This window comes from Caryophanon latum, from assembly GCF_001700325.1.
Taxonomy (GTDB): domain Bacteria; phylum Bacillota; class Bacilli; order Bacillales_A; family Planococcaceae; genus Caryophanon; species Caryophanon latum.
Map to the genome: position 1 here is coordinate 74,252 of NZ_MATO01000006.1, position 18,423 is coordinate 92,674.

Consider the following 18,423-nt stretch of genomic DNA (forward strand, 5'->3'; position numbering starts at 1 on the left):
AGTGTTTGTGCTGTTGAGAGGAGAATTTGACGTATGGGAGCATGGGATCTTTTTTTGAACCCGTATAAGCAAGCTGTAGACGAGCTGAAAGTAAAGCTAAAAGGAATGCGTTCACAGTTTAGCATGAACAATACGAATTCACCGATTGAGTTTGTCACAGGTCGTGTGAAGCCAATCGCGAGTATTTATGATAAAACGCTCGAAAAAGGTTTACCATTTGAGCCGTCTGAGAAGCTTGCCCATGAAATACAAGATATTGCAGGTGTGCGCATTATGTGCCAATTTATTGATGATATTTTTACAGTCGTTGATTTATTGCATCAGCGAAAGGATATGCGCATTATCGAGGAGCGCGATTACGTGACGAACAGTAAAAGCAGTGGCTATCGCTCGCACCACGTCATTATCGAGTACCCAGTAGAAACGATTCATGGAACAAAAGTAGTGTTTGCTGAAATTCAAATCCGAACGCTCGCGATGAACTTTTGGGCATCGATTGAGCATTCATTGAACTATAAATATAAGGGAGATTTTCCTGAAGAAATTAAAAATCGTCTACAAAGTGCGGCAGAAGCGGCGTTTCAGCTAGATGAGGAAATGTCGCAAATTCGCAGTGAAATCCATGAGGCACAAGCTTATTTCACCGAGCTTAAAGAAGGTGACAATCCGAAAACAAACCGACCAGAACAGGAGCGTGATGCATGATGAACTTTGCAATTCAAGCACGTTTAGATGAGCAGTCAAACGAATTAGCACAGCTAGCAAAAACGTATTTATTAGATTTTGGGCTAAAGCACGATGAGGAAAGCCCAGACATTGTGCTATCGATTGGGGGAGACGGCACACTGCTGCACGCATTCCACCGCTTCTCGCATTTACTTGATAAAGTGTCATTCGTCGGCATTCATACAGGGCATTTAGGGTTTTACGCAGACTGGAAGCCGTCCGAGTTAGAAAAGCTTGTGCTATCGATTGCGAAAAAGGATTTTAATGTCGTTGAGTACCCGTTACTTGAAATTCAAGTGCATCATCATAATTCAGCCGTTAATAAATATTTGGCATTAAATGAGGCGACGGTGAAATCGCCGAGCGTTACACTCGTAATGGACGTCGAGTTAAACGGCAAGCCATTTGAGCGCTTCCGTGGCGACGGGCTTTGCGTATCGACACCATCTGGCTCAACTGCGTACAATAAAGCACTCGGTGGCGCGATCATTCACCCGACGCTCGAGGCTATTCAGCTAACGGAAATGGCATCAATTAACAACCGTGTATTCCGTACAGTTGGCTCATCGCTCGTATTGCCAGCGCATCACAATTGTGAGTTAAAGCCAGTTTCTGAATCACAAGAGTTTAATATGACGATTGACCACATTAGCTTGTCGCAATCGGACGTTTCAAAAATTCAATGTACTGTTGCACGCGAAAAAGTACGTTTTGCAAGATTCCGCCCATTCCCGTTTTGGGAGCGCGTTCACGAATCATTCGTTTCAAACGATGTATAAGCAATTTGAGTTAACGTTCCATACAGAAACTGACGGAGTATTGCTGCGTGAAGCATTGCTCGGTCAGTTTGGTATTTCTAAGCGCGCATTGACGGCGATTAAATATGACGGTGGACAACTTCTCGTTAACGGTACGGAGCAAACGGTGCGCTACAAGCTAGCAAAAGGCGACGTTGTGACCGTTATGTTTCCAATTGAGCAGCCGAGCGAAGGGTTGCTTGCAGAAGCAGGTGCGCTCGACGTCGTATACGAGGACGATTCGATTTTACTGCTTAATAAGCCGCCGTATCAAAGTACGATTCCGTCGCGCGAGCATCCGACTGGCAGTGTGGCGAACGTGCTCATGCATTATTTTGAACAAATTGGCTTGCAGTCGACGGCGCATATTGTGACGCGACTTGACCGCGATACGTCGGGGCTCATGTGCATCGCAAAGCATCGTCACATCCATCATTTAATGGGCTTAGCACAAAAAACACATGACGTCGACCGCACGTACGAGGCGATTGTGCACGGGCACGTAGCGGACGATTTTATCGAAATAAAGGCGCCGATTGGACGGAGCGACACGAGCATTATTGAGCGCGTCGTTCGAGATGATGGGCAGCACGCACATACAGACGTGACGGTGTTAAAGCGCTTTACGTATGACGGGGAGCCGCTGACGCACGTACGTCTAAAGCTATATACAGGAAGAACGCATCAAATTCGTGTACATTTATCGCATTTAGGGTATCCAATAATAGGGGACGGTTTGTACGGTGGCAGTAAAGCACTCATTGATCGCCATGCGTTACATTGCGTAAAGATCGAATTTACGCATCCGTTAACGAACGAGCACCATGTACATGAAATACCGCTAGCCGCGGATTTGCAGCGTTTTTTATAAAGGGGGAGCTGTCTTTTTTACGTACATGTTGACGTAAAGAGGCGGCTTTTTCGTCTAGATGTCGTACCGTTGTTGCGTGAAACGAATGAACGTTTTGTAAATATTCAAAAAAGAAATTGAATGCGTATTTGTAGAAGTTTATACTATGAAAGTCATACGTGTTGAACAGTGCATAGAGCTCAGCACGAAAAATCATGAAAGCGTAGAAGGAGGTTGGTGTACATGATGGATGAAAAAGTGGGGCGTGACGAAGAACAGCTTGTGATGGAGCAGCTCATTTCCTTTATTAAAAAGGATGATATCGAGCAGTTTCGAGAACAATTTTTTGAGTTGCACCCGTATGAGCAGGCACAGTTTTATGAAAAGGTGACACCTCCGATACGTCAAAAAATTTATTATTATTTATCGCCTCAGGAGCTCGCTGAAGTGTTCCAAGCGCTTGAAATTGATGACGATACGTACGTGGAATTTTTAAATGAAATGGACGTATCGTACGCGGCGGCGATGCTTTCTGAAATGAATACAGATGATGTAGTCGACGTATTCCACGAGCTAGATGATGAAGATCGCACGCAATATTTAACGTTAATGGACGATGAGACGGCTGAAGAAATTCACGAGCTCATGCAGTATGCGGATTATACAGCCGGGGCCATTATGACGACCGAATACGTGTCAATTAATGAAAACTCGACGACGCGCATGGCAATGAACATTTTGCGCAACGAGGCACCGACAGCTGAGACGATTTATTACATCTTCATTATGAATATGAAAAAGCAGCTTGTCGGCGTCATTTCGCTACGTGATTTAATTGTAGCGGGTGAGAACGTGCTTATTCGTGACGTGATGAACGAGCGTGTTGTGTCGGTGCAAGCGAGCGACGACCAAGAAGAGGTTGCGCAAATTATGCGTGACTACAACTTTTTAGCGTTGCCGGTTATTGATGAACATAAAACGCTGCTTGGCATCATTACGGTCGATGATATTATTGACGTTATTGATGAAGAAGCAGAGGATGACTACTCAAAGCTAGCCGGTATTTCGAACTTTGATAACTTTGAGCAAGGGCCATTCGCAGCGGCGAAAAAGCGTTTGCCGTGGCTCGTCATGTTATTGTTTTTAGGAATGCTTACGGCGTCGCTTATGGCGCAGTTTGAAGATACGCTCGATGCGGTTGCCATTTTAGCGATTTTCATTCCACTCATTTCCGGTACGAGCGGCAACAGTGGAACACAAGCGCTTGCGGTAGCGGTGCGTGGCTTAGCGACAAAAGATGCAAGCAACGACGAAAGCAAAATGCGTCTATTGCTGCGCGAGCTAAGCACTGGCGCGATTATGGGGCTCCTTTGTGCGCTCGTTGTAACAGGAATCGTTTACTTCTGGAAAGGCGAGCTCATTATTGGTATGCTTGTAGGCGTGGCAATGTGCTGCTCGATTATCGTTGCTACGCTTGCCGGGTCACTTATTCCGCTTATGATGGACCGCATTGGCGTTGACCCAGCCGTTGCATCAGGGCCGTTCATCACAACGCTTAATGACATTACGAGTATTTTAATTTATTTAGGGCTTGCGACAGCGTTTATTTTATAGCAAGCAGGACAAGCCAATTTTTTGGAGACGAGTAACCGCAGGAGCACCGAACTGAAATGAGCAATTAGCAAAAAAGCTTTTAAGCAAGAATAGGAGACTATACAAATGGAATTACGAATTAAACGTATGCATGAAGATGCAAAACTACCGCTACAAGCACGTGCAGGCGATGCAGGGATGGACTTATTTTCAAGCGAGGACACGATTATTCCAGCACGTAAATGGGCGCTTGTGAAAACAGGCATTCAGCTAGAGCTACCGGTTGGCACAGAAGGTCAAGTGCGCCCACGAAGCGGCTTAGCACTGAAGCACGGCATTACCGTATTAAATAGCCCAGGCACAATTGATGAAGGGTACCGCGGGGAAGTAGGCGTTGTGCTTATGAACCATAGTGACGTTGATTTCGTTGTCGAAAAGCATATGCGCATCGCTCAGCTTGTCGTGCAGCTTGTACCGACTGTGAACGTAGTCGAAGTAGTAGAGCTATCAGAAACAGAGCGCGGCGAACAAGGCTTCGGATCAAGCGGCGTAAAATAAAAAAACAGGCTATGTCAACGTTGCGTTAGCATAGCCTGTTTTTTGTCATTTCAACGATTTCTCCATAACGCGCATCGGAATGCCAGCGTCCATAAATTCAGGAGAGACGCAATCGTAATACAATTTCTCATAAAACGGTACAGCAAACGATTGGGCAGTGAGCCGCAATCGCTTTAATTCAACTTGTCTTGCATACTTCTCGATTTCCTTCATGATCAATACACCTAAACCAGTTCCACGATACTCTTTAATGACACAAACCCGTTCGACAATTCCGATATTAGATGGCAATGCTTGGACGCGTGCTGTCGCGACGATTGTATCTTCATCATAAACGACAAAATGCGTCGACGATTCATCAAATTCGTCACGCTCTAAATGCGGCGGAATGCCTTGTTCTTTAATGAAGACGTCACGACGAATCGCAAAGGCTGCTTCACGCTCAGCCTCTGTTTCGACTCGCTTTACTTTAAACAATTAACGCGTACCTGTTAAGCGGAATGTTTCGTGCGCTGTCCAAGAGCCGTCTTCTAGCTGATACATTAAGTGGATGCGGTCGATTGTTTCCTCTTCATCTACACCTGTCATGCGCAGCTGTCCTAAAATATCATCATGTTCACTGTCGGTCATTTTTTGGGCAATCGTAATGTGTGGCACGAAAGTATGCTTCTTTTCACCGAATGGAATCGCTTCGTTCAATGCTGCTTGAATCGCCGCTAGTTGGTCGGTTGGTTCGATACGGAAATAAATCGCATTCGTCACTGGAAAAAACGAGCTAATGCGAGATGCATGAATGTGAAGCGGCGCAAAGTCACGAGCAATGTTCGTCAATGCTTCGGAAATTTTGCTAACTTCTGCTTCATCTGCCTCAAATGGATCTTTTAACGTCATATGAGGTGTTACAAGGGCGTAATGCGGATCGTAGCGCTTACGATATGTATTCGCCAAATCTTGCAACTTTTTTGATGGAAATGCAACAATACCATAGTTCAAACTAATCGACCTCCTGAGAATATTACAGTCTTTTTTACACGTTAAGTATAACAGAAAACGCTCATAAAGTATGTTGAAAACGTTGAATTAACTGAAATTTTCTACAATGGCACGACGCAAATCAGGCTGCCAATATTTCCACGTATGATTGCCATCGAACTCTTCATAAAACAGATCGAAGTGGCGTTCTTGCATTAATGCGTGCAGCTCTCGGTTTGGCGTTAAAAAGTCACGAACTTGCTTGTCGGTCGTTAGCACGCGGTCTTCCTGCTTGCCTGTAATGTGGTAAACAGACAATGCATCGACTTGTGAAAAGTTTTGCACAGCTTCCATCACATGGCGATCGACGTACGGTGATTGCATAATGACTTTGCCGAAAATGTGCGGGTATGTAATCGCCGTTAATAACGAAATGGTACCTGCCATCGAGTCGCCGATAAGTCCACGGCCCATGCCCATTTGCAGCGTCGGGAACTCCTCGTCTAAATAAGGCACAAGCTCATGCGCTAAGAAACGCACGTATGCTTCAAAAAGGTCGCCAGTTGGGATATACTTTCGTTGACGGTCTTTTGCGTTTTTGTATGGCACACCGACGATAATTAAATTTTCCACTTCAAAATCGTTATGGAGTTCATCCGCAAGACGAGCGATGCGCCCGAGCTGGAAATAATCGCGCCCATCTGATGCGATGAGTACAGAATATTTTACAAGCGGTGTGAAATTTGGTGGAATATATATAAGCAGTTTTAGCTCTTCTTGTAATGCTTCACTATAAAAATCGATTTCTTTTACCGATCCTTTTTCCATTAAAAAGTCCTCCTAAAAGTAGTCTTTTCGATTTTACCATAAAACGCTTACATTCGTTATCGGAATGCTTATTCGTTTGTTGTTGCATCAAAAACGAATTGTTAAATTAAAAGAAATGAGGAATCTACATGTATCAAAAACCAACGAGAGTTCATTCAGAAGTAGTGTATAAGGCGACGCGTGATGCGTTGGAGCGCCGCGGTGTCACAATTGAGGATATTGGCGAAATCGTCTACAAAATGCAAACGCCGTACAACATCGGCTTAACGATGGCGCATTGCTGTGAATCGGTCGAGCGCGTGCTGCATAAGCGTGAAATTCAGCATGCGGTCCTTGTCGGCGTCGAGCTAGATGAATTAGCAGAAAAGAACATGCTGTCAGAGCCGCTTCAACAAATTGTCGCATCAGACGAAGGATTATTCGGCGTCGATGAAACGATTGCGCTCGGTTCGGTATTTACGTACGGCAGCATCGCGGTAACGACGTTCGGTCATTTAGATAAACAAAAAATCGGCATTATCGAAAAGCTTGATACGAAAATTGGCGATGGTCGCGTCAACACGTTTTTAGATGATTTAGTCGGAAGCATCGCCGCATGTGCAGCATCACGCATCGCTCACCGCAGCCGCGATTTAGAAGAAGAGGGCGAAACGTTTAAAGCGATTGACCCAGAGGAAGTATAAAGTATGAAGCTACACGATATTCGAACGCTTATTAAAAGTTTACCGATTGTGCTAGCAGTTGGTTTGTATTTAGTATTTAAGCCAGACGCAGCAGACACAGCAGATGTGAAAATGGAGTACGCAGTGACGCAAACGGGCAACGAGCTATATGAAGTGACGTACGGCGAGGTAATCAATGGTGACACGGTAAATGTGATCGTTGATGGGCAGTCGCAACCTGTTCGCCTATTAATGATTGATACGCCGAATGCACCGCAACCGTACGCGGAAGAGGCAAAAGAGCGTGTAGAGCAACTGCTTAGCGAGGCGAAGAAAATTCAGCTCCTTCATGACGTCGGGGCGCAACAAGATGAGGACGGTCGCTTGCTCGCATACGTATTCGTTGACGGGGTGTCGCTGCAGGAGCATTTATTAAAAGAAGGCTATGCGACAGTGCGCGACGTCACAGTGCCGAACAACACGTTTGAAAAGCAGTTTGAGAGCATTGAAAAACAGGCAAAGCAGGCAAAATTAAATATTTGGTCAATCGATGGCTATGTCGACGAGACAGACGGCTTTCAAGAAGATGTGATGAACTAGTTGTATACGGTATTTTTGGCAAAGCAATTTGTCAAAAATACTGTTTTTTCATTGTCGCAAAAAGACAGTTGAGAATGAATTGTAACTATGGCATCATTAAGAGAGGAAGAAAATTGAAGAATGAAGGTGACGAACATGTTGAAAAAAGTAATCGTTTCATGCATCGCGTTTCTCGTATGTGTGGCATTTTACTTACCGAATACATCGCACGCCAAGTTAGCAGACGGTGTTTACACGATTGAATATCAAGTAAACGCGTACGGTAAAGACAGTCCATCTGTCGGGAATGACTATTTCTTAAAGCCAGCAAAGCTAACGGTAAAAGACGGCAAAATGACGGCAGAAATGACTGTGAAAAATGCGGCGTGGGTTGTGAAGTTAGAACCACCAGGCTACAAGTTAATTAACGAAAACAAAGCAGCAGATCAACGTACATTCCAAATGGACGTAGCCGCTTTAAATAAAGCGATCGTCGTGCCAATGCGCATTGAAATTCCGAACTTAGAGTATTATCACTCATATAATGTTGATTTCGTGTTTGATGAGGCGAAAGCGAAAAAAACAGGTGACGTCGTAGCATCAACGAAGCCAGTAACGACAACACCAGCTGTTTCAACGACGACAGCAGCGACAAGCTCAGCTACAGCTGAAGTGGCAAAGCAGCTACAAGAGGCGCAAAAAAAGGCAGAAGCAAAGCCAATTGAATCAACATCAACGACGAAGCCAGCAACGACTTCAACGACAGCAAAAACAACAGCGGCAACGACGACAACGAAGACGCAAGTGAAAAACCCACAAACGAGCGATGAATTACCGTATGTGGCACTTCTTTTACTCGTAGCATCTGCGTTCGTTATTGTACGTTTACGTAAACAAACAGCGTAGTACAATTCACCATTTTGTCGCGGACAAAATGGTGAATTTTTTTCGTTATAATGATAGGAGGGAACGACATGAAACGACAAGTATTGCTATACGGCAGTATGGTTGTATTTGCGGTGAGCTTATATAGCATCGGCTCATATTTATACGGCTATTTTGAAAATGCGCGCGATTTAGCGGACATTCAAGATGTGTACGCAGCACCAGTGACGAGTGAGGAAGCCGAACAAGTGGCGCAAACGGAAACGGAAAAGCCGCTGCGCGAAAACATTACGAAGCTGCAAAACGTCAATGATGATATTGTCGGCTGGTTAGAGCTAGACGGCACGAAGCTTAACAACCCGGTGCTGCAAGCAGAAGACAATGACTATTATTTAGACCATAATTATAAAGGTGGCTACAGTCGCGCTGGCAGTATTTTCATGGATTTTCGTAACGATCCCGCAAATTTAGGAAAGCATACGATTATGTATGGACATGTGATGCGTGACAACTCGATGTTTGGCATGTTATCGAAATACGCTGACGAAGAGTTCGCAAAAGAAAACCGCGTTATTCGCTTTGAAACAATGTATGATGAATATGAGCTACACGTATTTGCGGCGTATGAGACGACGACGCGCTTTTACTATTTAGATACAGAATTTGAAGGCAAGGCGTTTGGTGAGTTTATTCAAGAGATTAAATCGCGCTCGCGCATCGACACAGGCGTCGACATTTCGGTACACGATCAAATTGTTACGCTGTCGACATGCACGACGACAGATGACGATGATGAGCGCTTCGTCGTACATGCGAAGCTCATTCAAAAACAACGATAAAGGTGGAGTAGTAGATGGATTTTGCGCAACTAGCGGCAGCACGTCATTCAGCTGTTAATTTTGAAAAAGATTTTCGCATGACCGAGCAGGACTTTAAACAAATTTTCGAGCTGACGAAGCTTGCACCGAGCGTATATAACTTACAATTAACGAATTATTTTGTTATAACAGATGAAGAGAAAAAAGAAGCGTTACGCGATTTACATTTTGGTCAGTATAAAATTCATACAGCGAGCGCAGCTGTACTTGTGTTAGGCAATCGTCAAAGCGCTACAGTAGAATCAGCTGAAAAAATGTACATGCCGATGAAAATGTTACAGATGATGGATGAATGTGAATATAACGCGACAATAGAGTCGATTGCGCAATATGCGAATGGGTTAGACGAGGCGGGGCTTCGTGATGAGCTTGTGCGCAATGCGAGCTTACATGCGATGCTGTTTATGCTAGCGGCGAAGCATTACGGCTTTGATACGTGTCCGATGCATGTGCATAACGTACCGCAGCTGCGCGAGCTATTTTCCATTCCAGCGCATTTGGAGCCGATCATGCTCATTACGATTGGGAAAAGTGTCGACAAAGAGCGTCCTCGTGGGTACCGTAAGCCTGTAAATGAATTTGTACAATTTAATTCATTTTAATAAAAGGAAAACGCGCGTCGATGGCGAATATAGTTAAAGTGAGTATATTACTTGCGATTATGTATTCGTGGGAGGAAAACGCATGACAAATTTTACAGTAGATACGGCGCATTCATCGATTCAATTTGAAGTGAAGCATATGATGGTTTCAAAAGTAAAAGGTCAGTTTGATTCTTACAAGGCGAACGTCACAGCCGACAATTTAGCGGATTTAACGACGGCGACATTCGAGTTTTCGTTTGACGTTGCAACAATTAATACGAAAAATACAGACCGTGACGATCATTTGCGCTCGCCAGACTTTTTCGACGTGGAGCAGCACCCGACAATCGAGTTTGTTTCGACATCGGTTACAGGAAGCGGCAGCGAGTACAAAGTAACCGGCGATTTAACGATTAAAGGCATTACGAACGAAGTAACATTTGACGTAGAATATAACGGCAGCGGCACAAATCCGTGGGGCGTGGAAGTACACGGCTTAGAGGCAGAGACAAAAATTAATCGTGAAAGCTTCGGCTTAACGTGGAACCAGGCGCTTGAAACAGGTGGCGTGCTCGTCGGTAAAGATATTAAAGTAAAAGTCGAGCTCGAGTTAAACCCAGCGTAGTTAAAAAGCAAAAAGCGTTATTAGGAAAGTTCATTTTCCTAATAACGCTTTTTTGTATTAGTCTGTTTCTTAAATCGACGCATGTGCATCGGCAATATCCTCTTTTAGCGCAAGCCACGCATCTTCATTTTCTACATAATAAAGCGGACAAAGCTTGCCGGTCACGTCGTAATGGCGAATAACGTTGTCAGCAGGTAAATCGGTGACGTGTAGCAGCCAAGCGGTGAGGCGAACGAGCGCGTCATACGAAGCTTCGGTAAACTGTCCGCTCGCATCAGGGTGCGTCACTTCAATCGAAATTGTATCGCGGTTGCGCCAATTCGTCGCAACGGACATTTCATGCAGCGGCAATGCTTGAATAATTTCACCTTGCAAGCCGATGATGAAATGCGCGCTCACTTTCGTCGTTGGCGTGTCGAAGTAATCGCGGTTTTGCTGGGCAGTAGAGCTTGCGTTGCCGACGTAATGAATGACGATATCGTTCACCGCTTGTAGCTCGCGACCTGGACGACTCGGATAGCCGGCTGTAATGTATTGCTTTTCGACCCAGCGAGGAGGCTGCTCGTCCTTTAACTGTTCAATTTGTTCATTGCCAAAAAGGAGCTTGCCAACAAAAAAGATCGCCGTCAGTAGTAGCAGCAACGTTAAGCCGCGCCGAATTGCTCGTATTCGTTGCATCGCAATCACCCTTTCGAAGTTATCATTATCGATAGTGTAACAGCTTTTATGCGAAAAAACGTCCGTCAACAATTGCACGACAAAATCAGACTTAGGCCGCATGACAATGTAAAAAGGCTAGCATGAATGCTAACCTATGGCGTATACGTATAATCGATCGCGCGTGCAGCAATCGTTTCAGCGGTCGTGTCAAACGGTGATGCAAACGTAGCGTGCATAACAGTTGCATCGTTCATTTGCCACGAGATTGTCACGTGACGAAGTGTAATTTCCTCAATACTTCGCAACGCTTTTTCTGTGTCAGCAAGCAATGTTTGCTCATCCGTTACGTTCGCAATAAGCAGCAGCTCGGCGTCGAAGCGATCATCTACTGGCAGCACCGCAATATCGAAAATTGCGTTCTCACCAAACGTAGTCGCAAGCTGCTCGTATAGCGCAACCATCGTTTCAGAGCCTGGAATGTCCGCATTAATGTCGGTCGCCTGTAAGTTCGGTTCGTCTTGAATGAGTATGTTGCCGAGTATGCCAAACGCTGTAATGAGCAGCAGTAAAAATAAATAAATTTTCAATGGTTTTCGCATCGCAAACGTCCTTTCTTCTCCATTATTATAAAGAACGCATGATGCTATGACAACGGAGACGGTACTTTACACCATTCGCTTGCGATGCACTGCACATAAATTTTCGCTTGCTGAAGCTGCTGTTGGTGAAGCAAAGTAGAAAGCTGAGTTAGCTGTTGCACCTCTTTAAACGGTTGCGACACTTGACCGAGGCGAAAGCGCAGCATGAGCATGCGAATAAACGGTTTATGCCACTGGTCGAATGAGCGCGTGTACACGATGTTGTTGCTGCTCGTAATGATTAAGCGATAAATGTTTGCGAGCTGCTGCACGTAGTCAAAATATGTGCTGCGGTCGCTTAGCTGCTTTAGCTTTGCCGTTTCGCATAAAAGGCTGTTGACATCGACACGCTCAGTTGCGATGGCAAGCTCAATTAAATGTAAAATGTATGTATACATTTGCGCGCATTCGTCCTCACTATAGCCGATGACGAGCTTACTTTGATGCGCATTGTTTGATAAAAAGCCTTGCTGTTGAAGACGCTCCATCGCCCGCCGAATCGGGTTGCGGCTCGTTTGTAGCTCCTTGCTTAGCGCGTAATCTGAAATGACGTCATCTGGCAAGTAGTCGCCGCGTAAAAAGCGTTGCTCAAGCAATGTGTAAATGTCGTCATACAATCGTGTCAACCCCCCTTTTTAAATAAGCATATCGCGTTTTTTACAGCGTGTGCAGAACAATACAATCGTTTTACATACATTTAAAAAACTTTACAATTCGTCATGAGCGAGCGATCTTTTTGCAAATGGTACGTAAATTCGGTCATAATGAACGTAACACATAATGAATTGGGGGCTTTTCATATGAAACAGCAAGTAGAGCAGTATATTGAGCAGCAGCGTGCGTATTATATGAGCGGGGCAACACGTGACGTAGCGTTTCGCGTTCAGCAGCTACAAACGTTAAAGAAAACGATTCAAAAATACGAGCGTCAAGTCGTTGAGGCGCTATATGCCGATTTACATAAAAATGACTTTGAGGCATATTCGACTGAAATTAGTATGGTGTATAGCTCAATTGATGAGTTTGCGAAGCATTTAGTGCAGTGGAATGAGCCGGTTGCAGCGAAAACACCTCTTGCATTTCAGCCAGCGAAAAGTTACATCGTGCGCGAGCCGTACGGGGTGACGTGCATTATCGGGCCGTTTAACTATCCGTTCCAGCTAGTGATGGAGCCGCTTCTCGGTGCAATCATCGGCGGCAATACGGCCATTGTGAAGCCTTCAGAAGCGTCAGTCGCAACAGCAGCAGTCGTAAAAATGATTTTAGAAGAAGCGTTCGAGCCACAATACGTGCGCGTCGTCGAAGGGGCGAAGGAGACGGTCGAAGCACTTATTCACGCGCCGTTTGATTTCATTTTCTTCACAGGTAGCGTGAAAGTCGGCAAAATTGTCGCAAAGGCGTGTGCCGAGCGATTAACGCCGTACGTGCTTGAGCTCGGTGGCAAAAGCCCAGCGATCGTCGACCATACGGCAAATTTAGCCGTTGCGGCACAGCGCATTGCGTTTGGGCGATTTACGAACGCCGGGCAAACGTGCGTCGCGCCAGATTACGTGCTCGTGCAGCGTAGCGTCCACGACAAGTTTGTGAAGCTGCTACAAAAAGCGATTCGTTCGTTTTATGGCAAAGAGCCGAAAAAAAGCGCACATTTCGGTCGCATTATTACGAAGTCGCAAGTGGAGCGCTTAGCGGATATGCTTGCACAAGACCGCGCACATATTATTACAGGTGGCGACGTGGACGTTGAAACGAATTACGTTGCACCGACGATCGTGGACAACGTGTCATGGGACGCTGCAGTTATGCAGGAGGAGCTGTTCGGTCCGGTGCTGCCAATTATCGTATACGATGACTTACCGACTGCACTACATGAGGTGAGCAGATTACCGAAACCACTTGCGGCATATTTCTTTAGCGAGCATGACGGAGCGATTGATTACTTCACGGAAAACTTCGCGTTCGGTGGTGGCTGCATTAACGATACGATTATGCATGTCGGCAATACGAAGCTGCCATTTGGCGGTGTCGGTCCGTCTGGTGCAGGCACGTATCACGGCTATGCGAGCTTTGAATGTTTTACGCATGCAAAATCGATGATGAAGCGCTCGACAAAAATAAATCCAAGTCTTTTGTATCCGCCGTACTCAGCTGCGGAAGTGGCGATTGTGAAAAAGATGCTATAACATAAAAAATCCTAGTGGCATACACGCCGCTAGGATTTTTCGTTATTCAATAATCGGAAACGTAATTTCAATCGTCGTGCCGGCTTCTTTACTGCTGTCGATGCAAATGTTGCCGTTGAACGAGCGAATGATTTGGCTCGTTAACATCATGCCAAGCCCTGTCCCGTTCTCCTTTGTCGTGAAAAATGGATCGAAAACTTGCGCGAGTGTTGCTGCGTCCATGCCGATGCCGTCATCCTTTAGCTGAATTGTGACGCTGTGATCATCATTGGCGTGCAGCGATAGCTCGATGCGACCGTTGTCGTGAACAGCTTCAATCGCATTGCGTAAAATGTTTAGCAGCACTTGCTTAATTTGATTTTCGTCTGCCAAAATGAAGTAATCGTCCTGTGGGATACATTGCGTGAACTGAATATTTTTACTTTGGAACTCAAATTGTAAAAATGTCGCAATCGTTAAGCAAACGTTCGTAATCGATAGCTTTTTTACATCGTCAATATGCGGCTTGGACAGCACTAAAAACTCACCAATAATTAAGTTAATGCGTTCAAGCTCTGAATGGATAATTTGTGTGTATGTGTAATACGGCGATTCCTTATCTTCGTTCATCATTTGAATGAAGCCAGACACCGCTGTAAGAGGGTTGCGAATTTCATGAGCGACGCCGGCTGCAATTTCACCAGCGAGTGCAAGCTTTTCTGACTGTAAAATGCGTTTTTCAGCATTTTTTTTATACGTAATATCCTGCGAAATAATTGAAATGGCAAGCATGTCGCCTTCCTTATTATAAATCGGTGACATCGACAGTTGCACGTGGACGAGTGAACCGTCTTGTCGTAAGTCGACCGTCTCGAACGCCGGTATACTTTCACCACGCTTTAGTCGCTCAAATCGTTCACTCGCGGCAATGCGATTTGTTTCTGGCACAATCGAAATGACTTCACCGATGCAATCGTCGCGGTTCCAACCGTACAGTTTTTCAAACGCAGGATTCATGTCGATAATGCGGTCTTCTAAATCGACAACGGCAATTGCATCGTTTGCTTGCTCAAAAAACATGTGCAAATAATAGTTTTGCTTTGCCTGCTCTGATAAGTGCAAGTAGCTGCTGTTGAAAACGTGACCGTGCCACGCGTTTGAAATGATAATGCATAGCGCTAAAAACACCATGTTACCAAGAAAAATGGGACTTGTAAGCACTTCGGAATCGATTGTAAAGAGCAACATACATTCGATAATCGTTATAATGATCGCAAGAAGCGTTGATTTAAATGAGTAATACAACGTCGCTAAAAAACAAATGAATGCAAGCCACGAGACATTTAATACGGTAATGTACATTGATGCGTGAATGAACACCGATATATGCAGTGCGACTAAGTTGCTGCGCATCGCTAGCTTATGGTTTGGAAACTTTGCGCAGCTATATAAGCACCACATGAACGCAAGCGTAGGGAAAATAGGGAAGCCTTGAACGAAATGTTTGTAGTTAGAATAAAATAAAACGGTAACGATGGCAAATGAGCACGTAAATAAAATTAAAACGAAACGGTTGCGCTCGTAAAGAAATTTAGTAGGATCCATATAACACCTCAGGGAACTAGAATAATATTATGATACATCATTTAACATTGTCGTGAAATGGCTCATTTTGTTATGATAGAGACATTAAGGGAGGATTCGTTATGCAGTTTAATTTACAAGCAACGTGTCAGCTTTTAGAGGAGCTAGTGAATATCCCAAGCCCCTCTGGTTACACGACAAACATTATGAACGTGATGGCAAAGAAATTTAAAAATATTGGTGTTGCGTATACGCGCACAAACAAAGGCGCACTCATCGTTACGATAAAAGGGCAAGACGACACAAAGCATCGTTTACTAACGGCACATGTCGACACGCTCGGCGCGATGGTTAAGGACATTAAGCCGAGTGGACGATTAAAGCTATCAATGGTCGGTGGTTTCAGATGGAACGCAGTAGAAGGAGAATATTGTACGATTCATAAAATGGATGGCACGACGATTCGCGGTACGATTTTAATTCATGAGACGACGGTGCATGTGTATGCAAATGCAGGCGACGTAAAGCGTGATGAGCAGCACATAGAAGTACGCATCGATGCAAAAACGACGTCAGCGAGTGAGACGCGTGCACTTGGCATTGAAGTAGGTGATTTCGTTTCGTTTGACCCTCGCTTTGAAATGACGGAAACCGGTTTTATTAAGTCGCGTCATTTAGATGATAAAGCGAGCACAGCGTTACTCACTGAGCTCGTGCGTCATTTACACGAAAGCGGTGAGCAGCTGCCGTACACGACGCATTTTTACATTTCAAACAATGAGGAAATTGGCTTCGGTGGCAATGCGAGCATTCCATCGCAAGTTGTCGAATATATCGCCGTTGATATGGGGGCAATTGGGGACGGACAAACATCAGATGAGTACACCGTATCGATTTGCGCGAAAGATTCAAGCGGCCCGTACCATTACGAGCTAACGCGTCATCTTGTACAGCTTGCAAAGGATTACGACATCGACTACAAATTTGATATTTATCCATATTACGGCTCGGATGCTTCTGCCGCGATTCGAGCAGGGTACGATATTAAGCATGCGTTGTTCGGTCCAGGCATTGAGGCATCTCATGCATATGAGCGAACGCATATAGAAGCACTACAAAATACAGCGAAATTATTATATACTTACGTCACATCTAAAATGGTCGAGTAATAAGGAGGAAATAAGTATATGTATGCAGAAGAGCTTTTGAGTGCATTGCCATTAAAAAGAGTCATCGGGCCAATGCCAACGTTAATTAAGGACATTGCGATTGATTCGCGCATCGTCGAGGAGAAAAGTTTATTCGTTTGTATTAAAGGTGATACAGTTGATGGGCATGAATATGCGCAGCAGGCAGTAAACAATGGAGCAATCGTCATCGTCACAGAACGTGAGCTAGTATTAGAAGGTGATGTGACGCAAGTAATCGTGCAAGATACGAACCGTGCGATTGGATTACTAGCGGCGAAATTTTTTGATTATCCATCAAACGAATTAACGATGGTTGGTGTAACAGGCACGAACGGTAAAACGAGCGTAACGGGCATCATTCATAATTTATTACAATCAATGGGCGAGCGCTCTGCATTAACGGGCACAATCGGCTTCAACTTAAATGGTATTTTATATGAAACAGCGAACACGACGAGCGATGCACTAAGCACGCAACAAATGATTTTCCGTGCGAAAATGGAAGGTTGTCGCGCGATGATTATGGAAGTATCGTCTCACGGCTTAGCGCTCGGTCGTTTAGCCGGTGTTGAATACGACGTTGCGATCTTCACTAATTTAACGCATGACCATTTAGACTTCCACGGCACGATGGAGGAGTACGGCAACGCAAAAGGCTTATTGTTCTCTCAGCTTGGGCAAGATTTATCAAAAAATAAAGTCGTTGTGCTAAATGCAGACGACGCATGGTCGAAAAAATATGCAATGTTAACGCAATTTCCGATATACACGTACGGCATTAAAGACGAAACGGCGGCATTTCGTGCAACAGGTATTCGATATGAGGACGGCATGACGTACTTTACGTTACATAGCCCAGAAGGTAATTATGATGTAAGCATGCATTTACTTGGTGAGTTTAACGTATACAACATGCTTGCAGCAATTGCGGCATTTTACGGTCGCGGTTATGCGCTTGAGTTAATCGTTGAGCATATTGCCGAGCTGTTACCGGTGAAAGGACGCATGGAAAAGGTGCAGTCAGATTTGCCGTTTGATATTTTTATCGATTATGCGCACACACCAGATGCGATTGAAAAAGCGATTGATGCGGCAATGCCATACAAGCGCCCAGGCAAGAAAATGATCTTCTTAGTCGGCACTGGTGGCGGTCGCGATAAAACGAAGCGTCCGGCAATGGCGGAAAAAGCGTCGCGCTGTGAGTACGTTGTGTTAACGACAGACGACCCACGCTACGAAGAATTTGATAGCATTACAGGCGATTTAGCAAAAGGGATGACTCATGAAAACTTTGCGTGCATCGGCGACCGTGCAGAAGCAGTACGTCACGCTGTATCAGTAGCAGAAGAGGGTGACATTATCATTTTCGCTGGTAAAGGTCATGAGGATTATCAAATTATTGAAAATACAAAATATCCACATAGCGATACAGATATTGCCTTAGAAGAGGGACGTAAAAAATTTAATTTATAGTATAGAAAAGAATGCGCACAAAGTACTGATTGCTTTGTGCGTTTTTTAGCTAGACGAAAAATGTCCATTACTTAGAATAATGAGTAAAAATAAAAAGAGAAAATAACATAAAAATAAAAACAGATGCTCATTTTTTCTGCTACGCTTGATAAGTAAATATAAACTTAATATAAACTAAAGGA

Annotated in this window: 21 protein-coding genes; 14 read left to right on the forward strand and 7 right to left on the reverse strand. The window is 44.6% G+C overall.

The window, feature by feature from the left end; genetic code table 11:
- The first annotated feature begins 33 nt into the window (after positions 1 to 33).
- The 5 genes from yjbM (at position 34) to dut (ending at position 4,524) form a co-directional block, all read left to right on the forward strand.
- Positions 34 to 705, forward strand: coding sequence for a GTP diphosphokinase (yjbM, locus tag A6K76_RS01825; protein WP_066461512.1), 672 nt, complete (start codon positions 34 to 36; stop codon positions 703 to 705).
- Positions 705 to 1,505: an NAD kinase gene (locus tag A6K76_RS01830; protein ID WP_066461623.1), complete on the forward strand. Its 801-nt coding sequence runs from the start codon at positions 705 to 707 to the stop codon at positions 1,503 to 1,505. Before yjbM ends, A6K76_RS01830 begins: the two co-directional genes overlap by 1 nt.
- A complete protein-coding gene (locus A6K76_RS01835; RefSeq protein WP_066461513.1) occupies positions 1,498 to 2,394 on the forward strand; it encodes an RluA family pseudouridine synthase in 897 nt (298 codons plus the stop codon). The genes A6K76_RS01830 and A6K76_RS01835 overlap by 8 nt, the downstream gene beginning before the upstream one ends.
- A 222-nt stretch (positions 2,395 to 2,616) precedes the next feature.
- Positions 2,617 to 3,987, forward strand: a complete 1,371-nt coding sequence (gene mgtE, locus A6K76_RS01840) for a magnesium transporter (protein ID WP_066461515.1) — start codon at positions 2,617 to 2,619, stop codon at positions 3,985 to 3,987.
- Between the two features lie 105 nt (positions 3,988 to 4,092).
- A complete protein-coding gene (gene dut / locus A6K76_RS01845; RefSeq protein ID WP_066461517.1) occupies positions 4,093 to 4,524 on the forward strand; it encodes a dUTP diphosphatase in 432 nt (143 codons plus the stop codon).
- 45 nt (positions 4,525 to 4,569) lie between these two features.
- Here the strand turns inward: dut and A6K76_RS01850 are convergent, their stop codons facing one another.
- The 3 genes from A6K76_RS01850 to A6K76_RS01860 form a co-directional block, all read right to left on the reverse strand.
- On the reverse strand, positions 4,570 to 5,001 hold the full coding sequence (locus A6K76_RS01850) for a GNAT family N-acetyltransferase (RefSeq protein WP_066461519.1): 432 nt from the start codon (positions 4,999 to 5,001) through the stop codon (positions 4,570 to 4,572).
- The gene (locus A6K76_RS01855) at positions 5,002 to 5,517 is read right to left on the reverse strand and encodes a YjcG family protein (RefSeq protein ID WP_066461521.1); all 516 of its coding nucleotides are present in this window, start codon (positions 5,515 to 5,517) and stop codon (positions 5,002 to 5,004) included.
- 87 nt (positions 5,518 to 5,604) lie between these two features.
- Positions 5,605 to 6,324 carry an alpha/beta hydrolase gene (locus tag A6K76_RS01860; RefSeq protein ID WP_066461523.1) on the reverse strand — a complete coding sequence of 240 codons (720 nt, stop codon included), beginning with the start codon at positions 6,322 to 6,324 and terminating at the stop codon, positions 5,605 to 5,607.
- A 128-nt stretch (positions 6,325 to 6,452) separates the two neighbouring features.
- Here A6K76_RS01860 and A6K76_RS01865 point away from each other — a divergent pair, with 128 nt between their 5' ends.
- From A6K76_RS01865 to A6K76_RS01890, 6 genes are all read left to right on the forward strand, one after another.
- Positions 6,453 to 7,007 carry a phosphatidylglycerophosphatase A family protein gene (locus tag A6K76_RS01865; protein ID WP_066461526.1) on the forward strand — a complete coding sequence of 185 codons (555 nt, stop codon included), beginning with the start codon at positions 6,453 to 6,455 and terminating at the stop codon, positions 7,005 to 7,007.
- A gap of 3 nt (positions 7,008 to 7,010) precedes the next feature.
- The gene (locus A6K76_RS01870; protein WP_066461528.1) at positions 7,011 to 7,586 is read left to right on the forward strand and encodes a thermonuclease family protein; all 576 of its coding nucleotides are present in this window, start codon (positions 7,011 to 7,013) and stop codon (positions 7,584 to 7,586) included.
- Positions 7,587 to 7,721: 135 nt separating this feature from the next.
- The gene (locus A6K76_RS01875; protein WP_066461626.1) at positions 7,722 to 8,471 is read left to right on the forward strand and encodes an NEAT domain-containing protein; all 750 of its coding nucleotides are present in this window, start codon (positions 7,722 to 7,724) and stop codon (positions 8,469 to 8,471) included.
- Positions 8,472 to 8,539: 68 nt separating this feature from the next.
- Positions 8,540 to 9,289 carry a class B sortase gene (gene srtB / locus A6K76_RS01880; RefSeq protein ID WP_169817973.1) on the forward strand — a complete coding sequence of 250 codons (750 nt, stop codon included), beginning with the start codon at positions 8,540 to 8,542 and terminating at the stop codon, positions 9,287 to 9,289.
- 14 nt (positions 9,290 to 9,303) lie between these two features.
- Complete coding sequence (locus A6K76_RS01885; RefSeq protein ID WP_066461531.1) at positions 9,304 to 9,930, forward strand: nitroreductase family protein; 627 nt, start codon at positions 9,304 to 9,306, stop codon at positions 9,928 to 9,930.
- An 82-nt stretch (positions 9,931 to 10,012) separates the two neighbouring features.
- Complete coding sequence (locus A6K76_RS01890) at positions 10,013 to 10,537, forward strand: YceI family protein (protein ID WP_066461532.1); 525 nt, start codon at positions 10,013 to 10,015, stop codon at positions 10,535 to 10,537.
- Between the two features lie 69 nt (positions 10,538 to 10,606).
- Here the strand turns inward: A6K76_RS01890 and A6K76_RS01895 are convergent, their stop codons facing one another.
- The 3 genes from A6K76_RS01895 to A6K76_RS01905 form a co-directional block, all read right to left on the reverse strand.
- Positions 10,607 to 11,215 (reverse strand): peptidoglycan recognition protein family protein, encoded by a 609-nt coding sequence (locus A6K76_RS01895; protein WP_066461533.1) that lies wholly within the window; start codon positions 11,213 to 11,215, stop codon positions 10,607 to 10,609.
- A gap of 134 nt (positions 11,216 to 11,349) precedes the next feature.
- Positions 11,350 to 11,796, reverse strand: a complete 447-nt coding sequence (locus A6K76_RS01900) for a hypothetical protein (RefSeq protein WP_066461534.1) — start codon at positions 11,794 to 11,796, stop codon at positions 11,350 to 11,352.
- Positions 11,797 to 11,840: 44 nt separating this feature from the next.
- On the reverse strand, positions 11,841 to 12,461 hold the full coding sequence (locus tag A6K76_RS01905; protein ID WP_083995185.1) for a GntR family transcriptional regulator: 621 nt from the start codon (positions 12,459 to 12,461) through the stop codon (positions 11,841 to 11,843).
- Positions 12,462 to 12,635: 174 nt separating this feature from the next.
- Between A6K76_RS01905 and A6K76_RS01910 the strand changes: the two genes are divergently transcribed.
- Positions 12,636 to 14,015, forward strand: a complete 1,380-nt coding sequence (locus tag A6K76_RS01910) for an aldehyde dehydrogenase (RefSeq protein WP_139108631.1) — start codon at positions 12,636 to 12,638, stop codon at positions 14,013 to 14,015.
- A 42-nt stretch (positions 14,016 to 14,057) separates the two neighbouring features.
- Here the strand turns inward: A6K76_RS01910 and A6K76_RS01915 are convergent, their stop codons facing one another.
- Positions 14,058 to 15,599 carry a two-component system sensor histidine kinase NtrB gene (locus tag A6K76_RS01915; RefSeq protein ID WP_066461538.1) on the reverse strand — a complete coding sequence of 514 codons (1,542 nt, stop codon included), beginning with the start codon at positions 15,597 to 15,599 and terminating at the stop codon, positions 14,058 to 14,060.
- 101 nt (positions 15,600 to 15,700) lie between these two features.
- On the opposite strand from A6K76_RS01915, the gene A6K76_RS01920 reads away from it, so the two are divergent.
- Together A6K76_RS01920 and A6K76_RS01925 are read left to right on the forward strand one after the other, a co-directional pair.
- A complete protein-coding gene (locus tag A6K76_RS01920; protein WP_066461539.1) occupies positions 15,701 to 16,747 on the forward strand; it encodes a M42 family metallopeptidase in 1,047 nt (348 codons plus the stop codon).
- 18 nt (positions 16,748 to 16,765) lie between these two features.
- Positions 16,766 to 18,241 carry a UDP-N-acetylmuramoyl-L-alanyl-D-glutamate--2,6-diaminopimelate ligase gene (locus A6K76_RS01925; protein ID WP_066461540.1) on the forward strand — a complete coding sequence of 492 codons (1,476 nt, stop codon included), beginning with the start codon at positions 16,766 to 16,768 and terminating at the stop codon, positions 18,239 to 18,241.
- Positions 18,242 to 18,423: the final 182 nt, after the last annotated feature.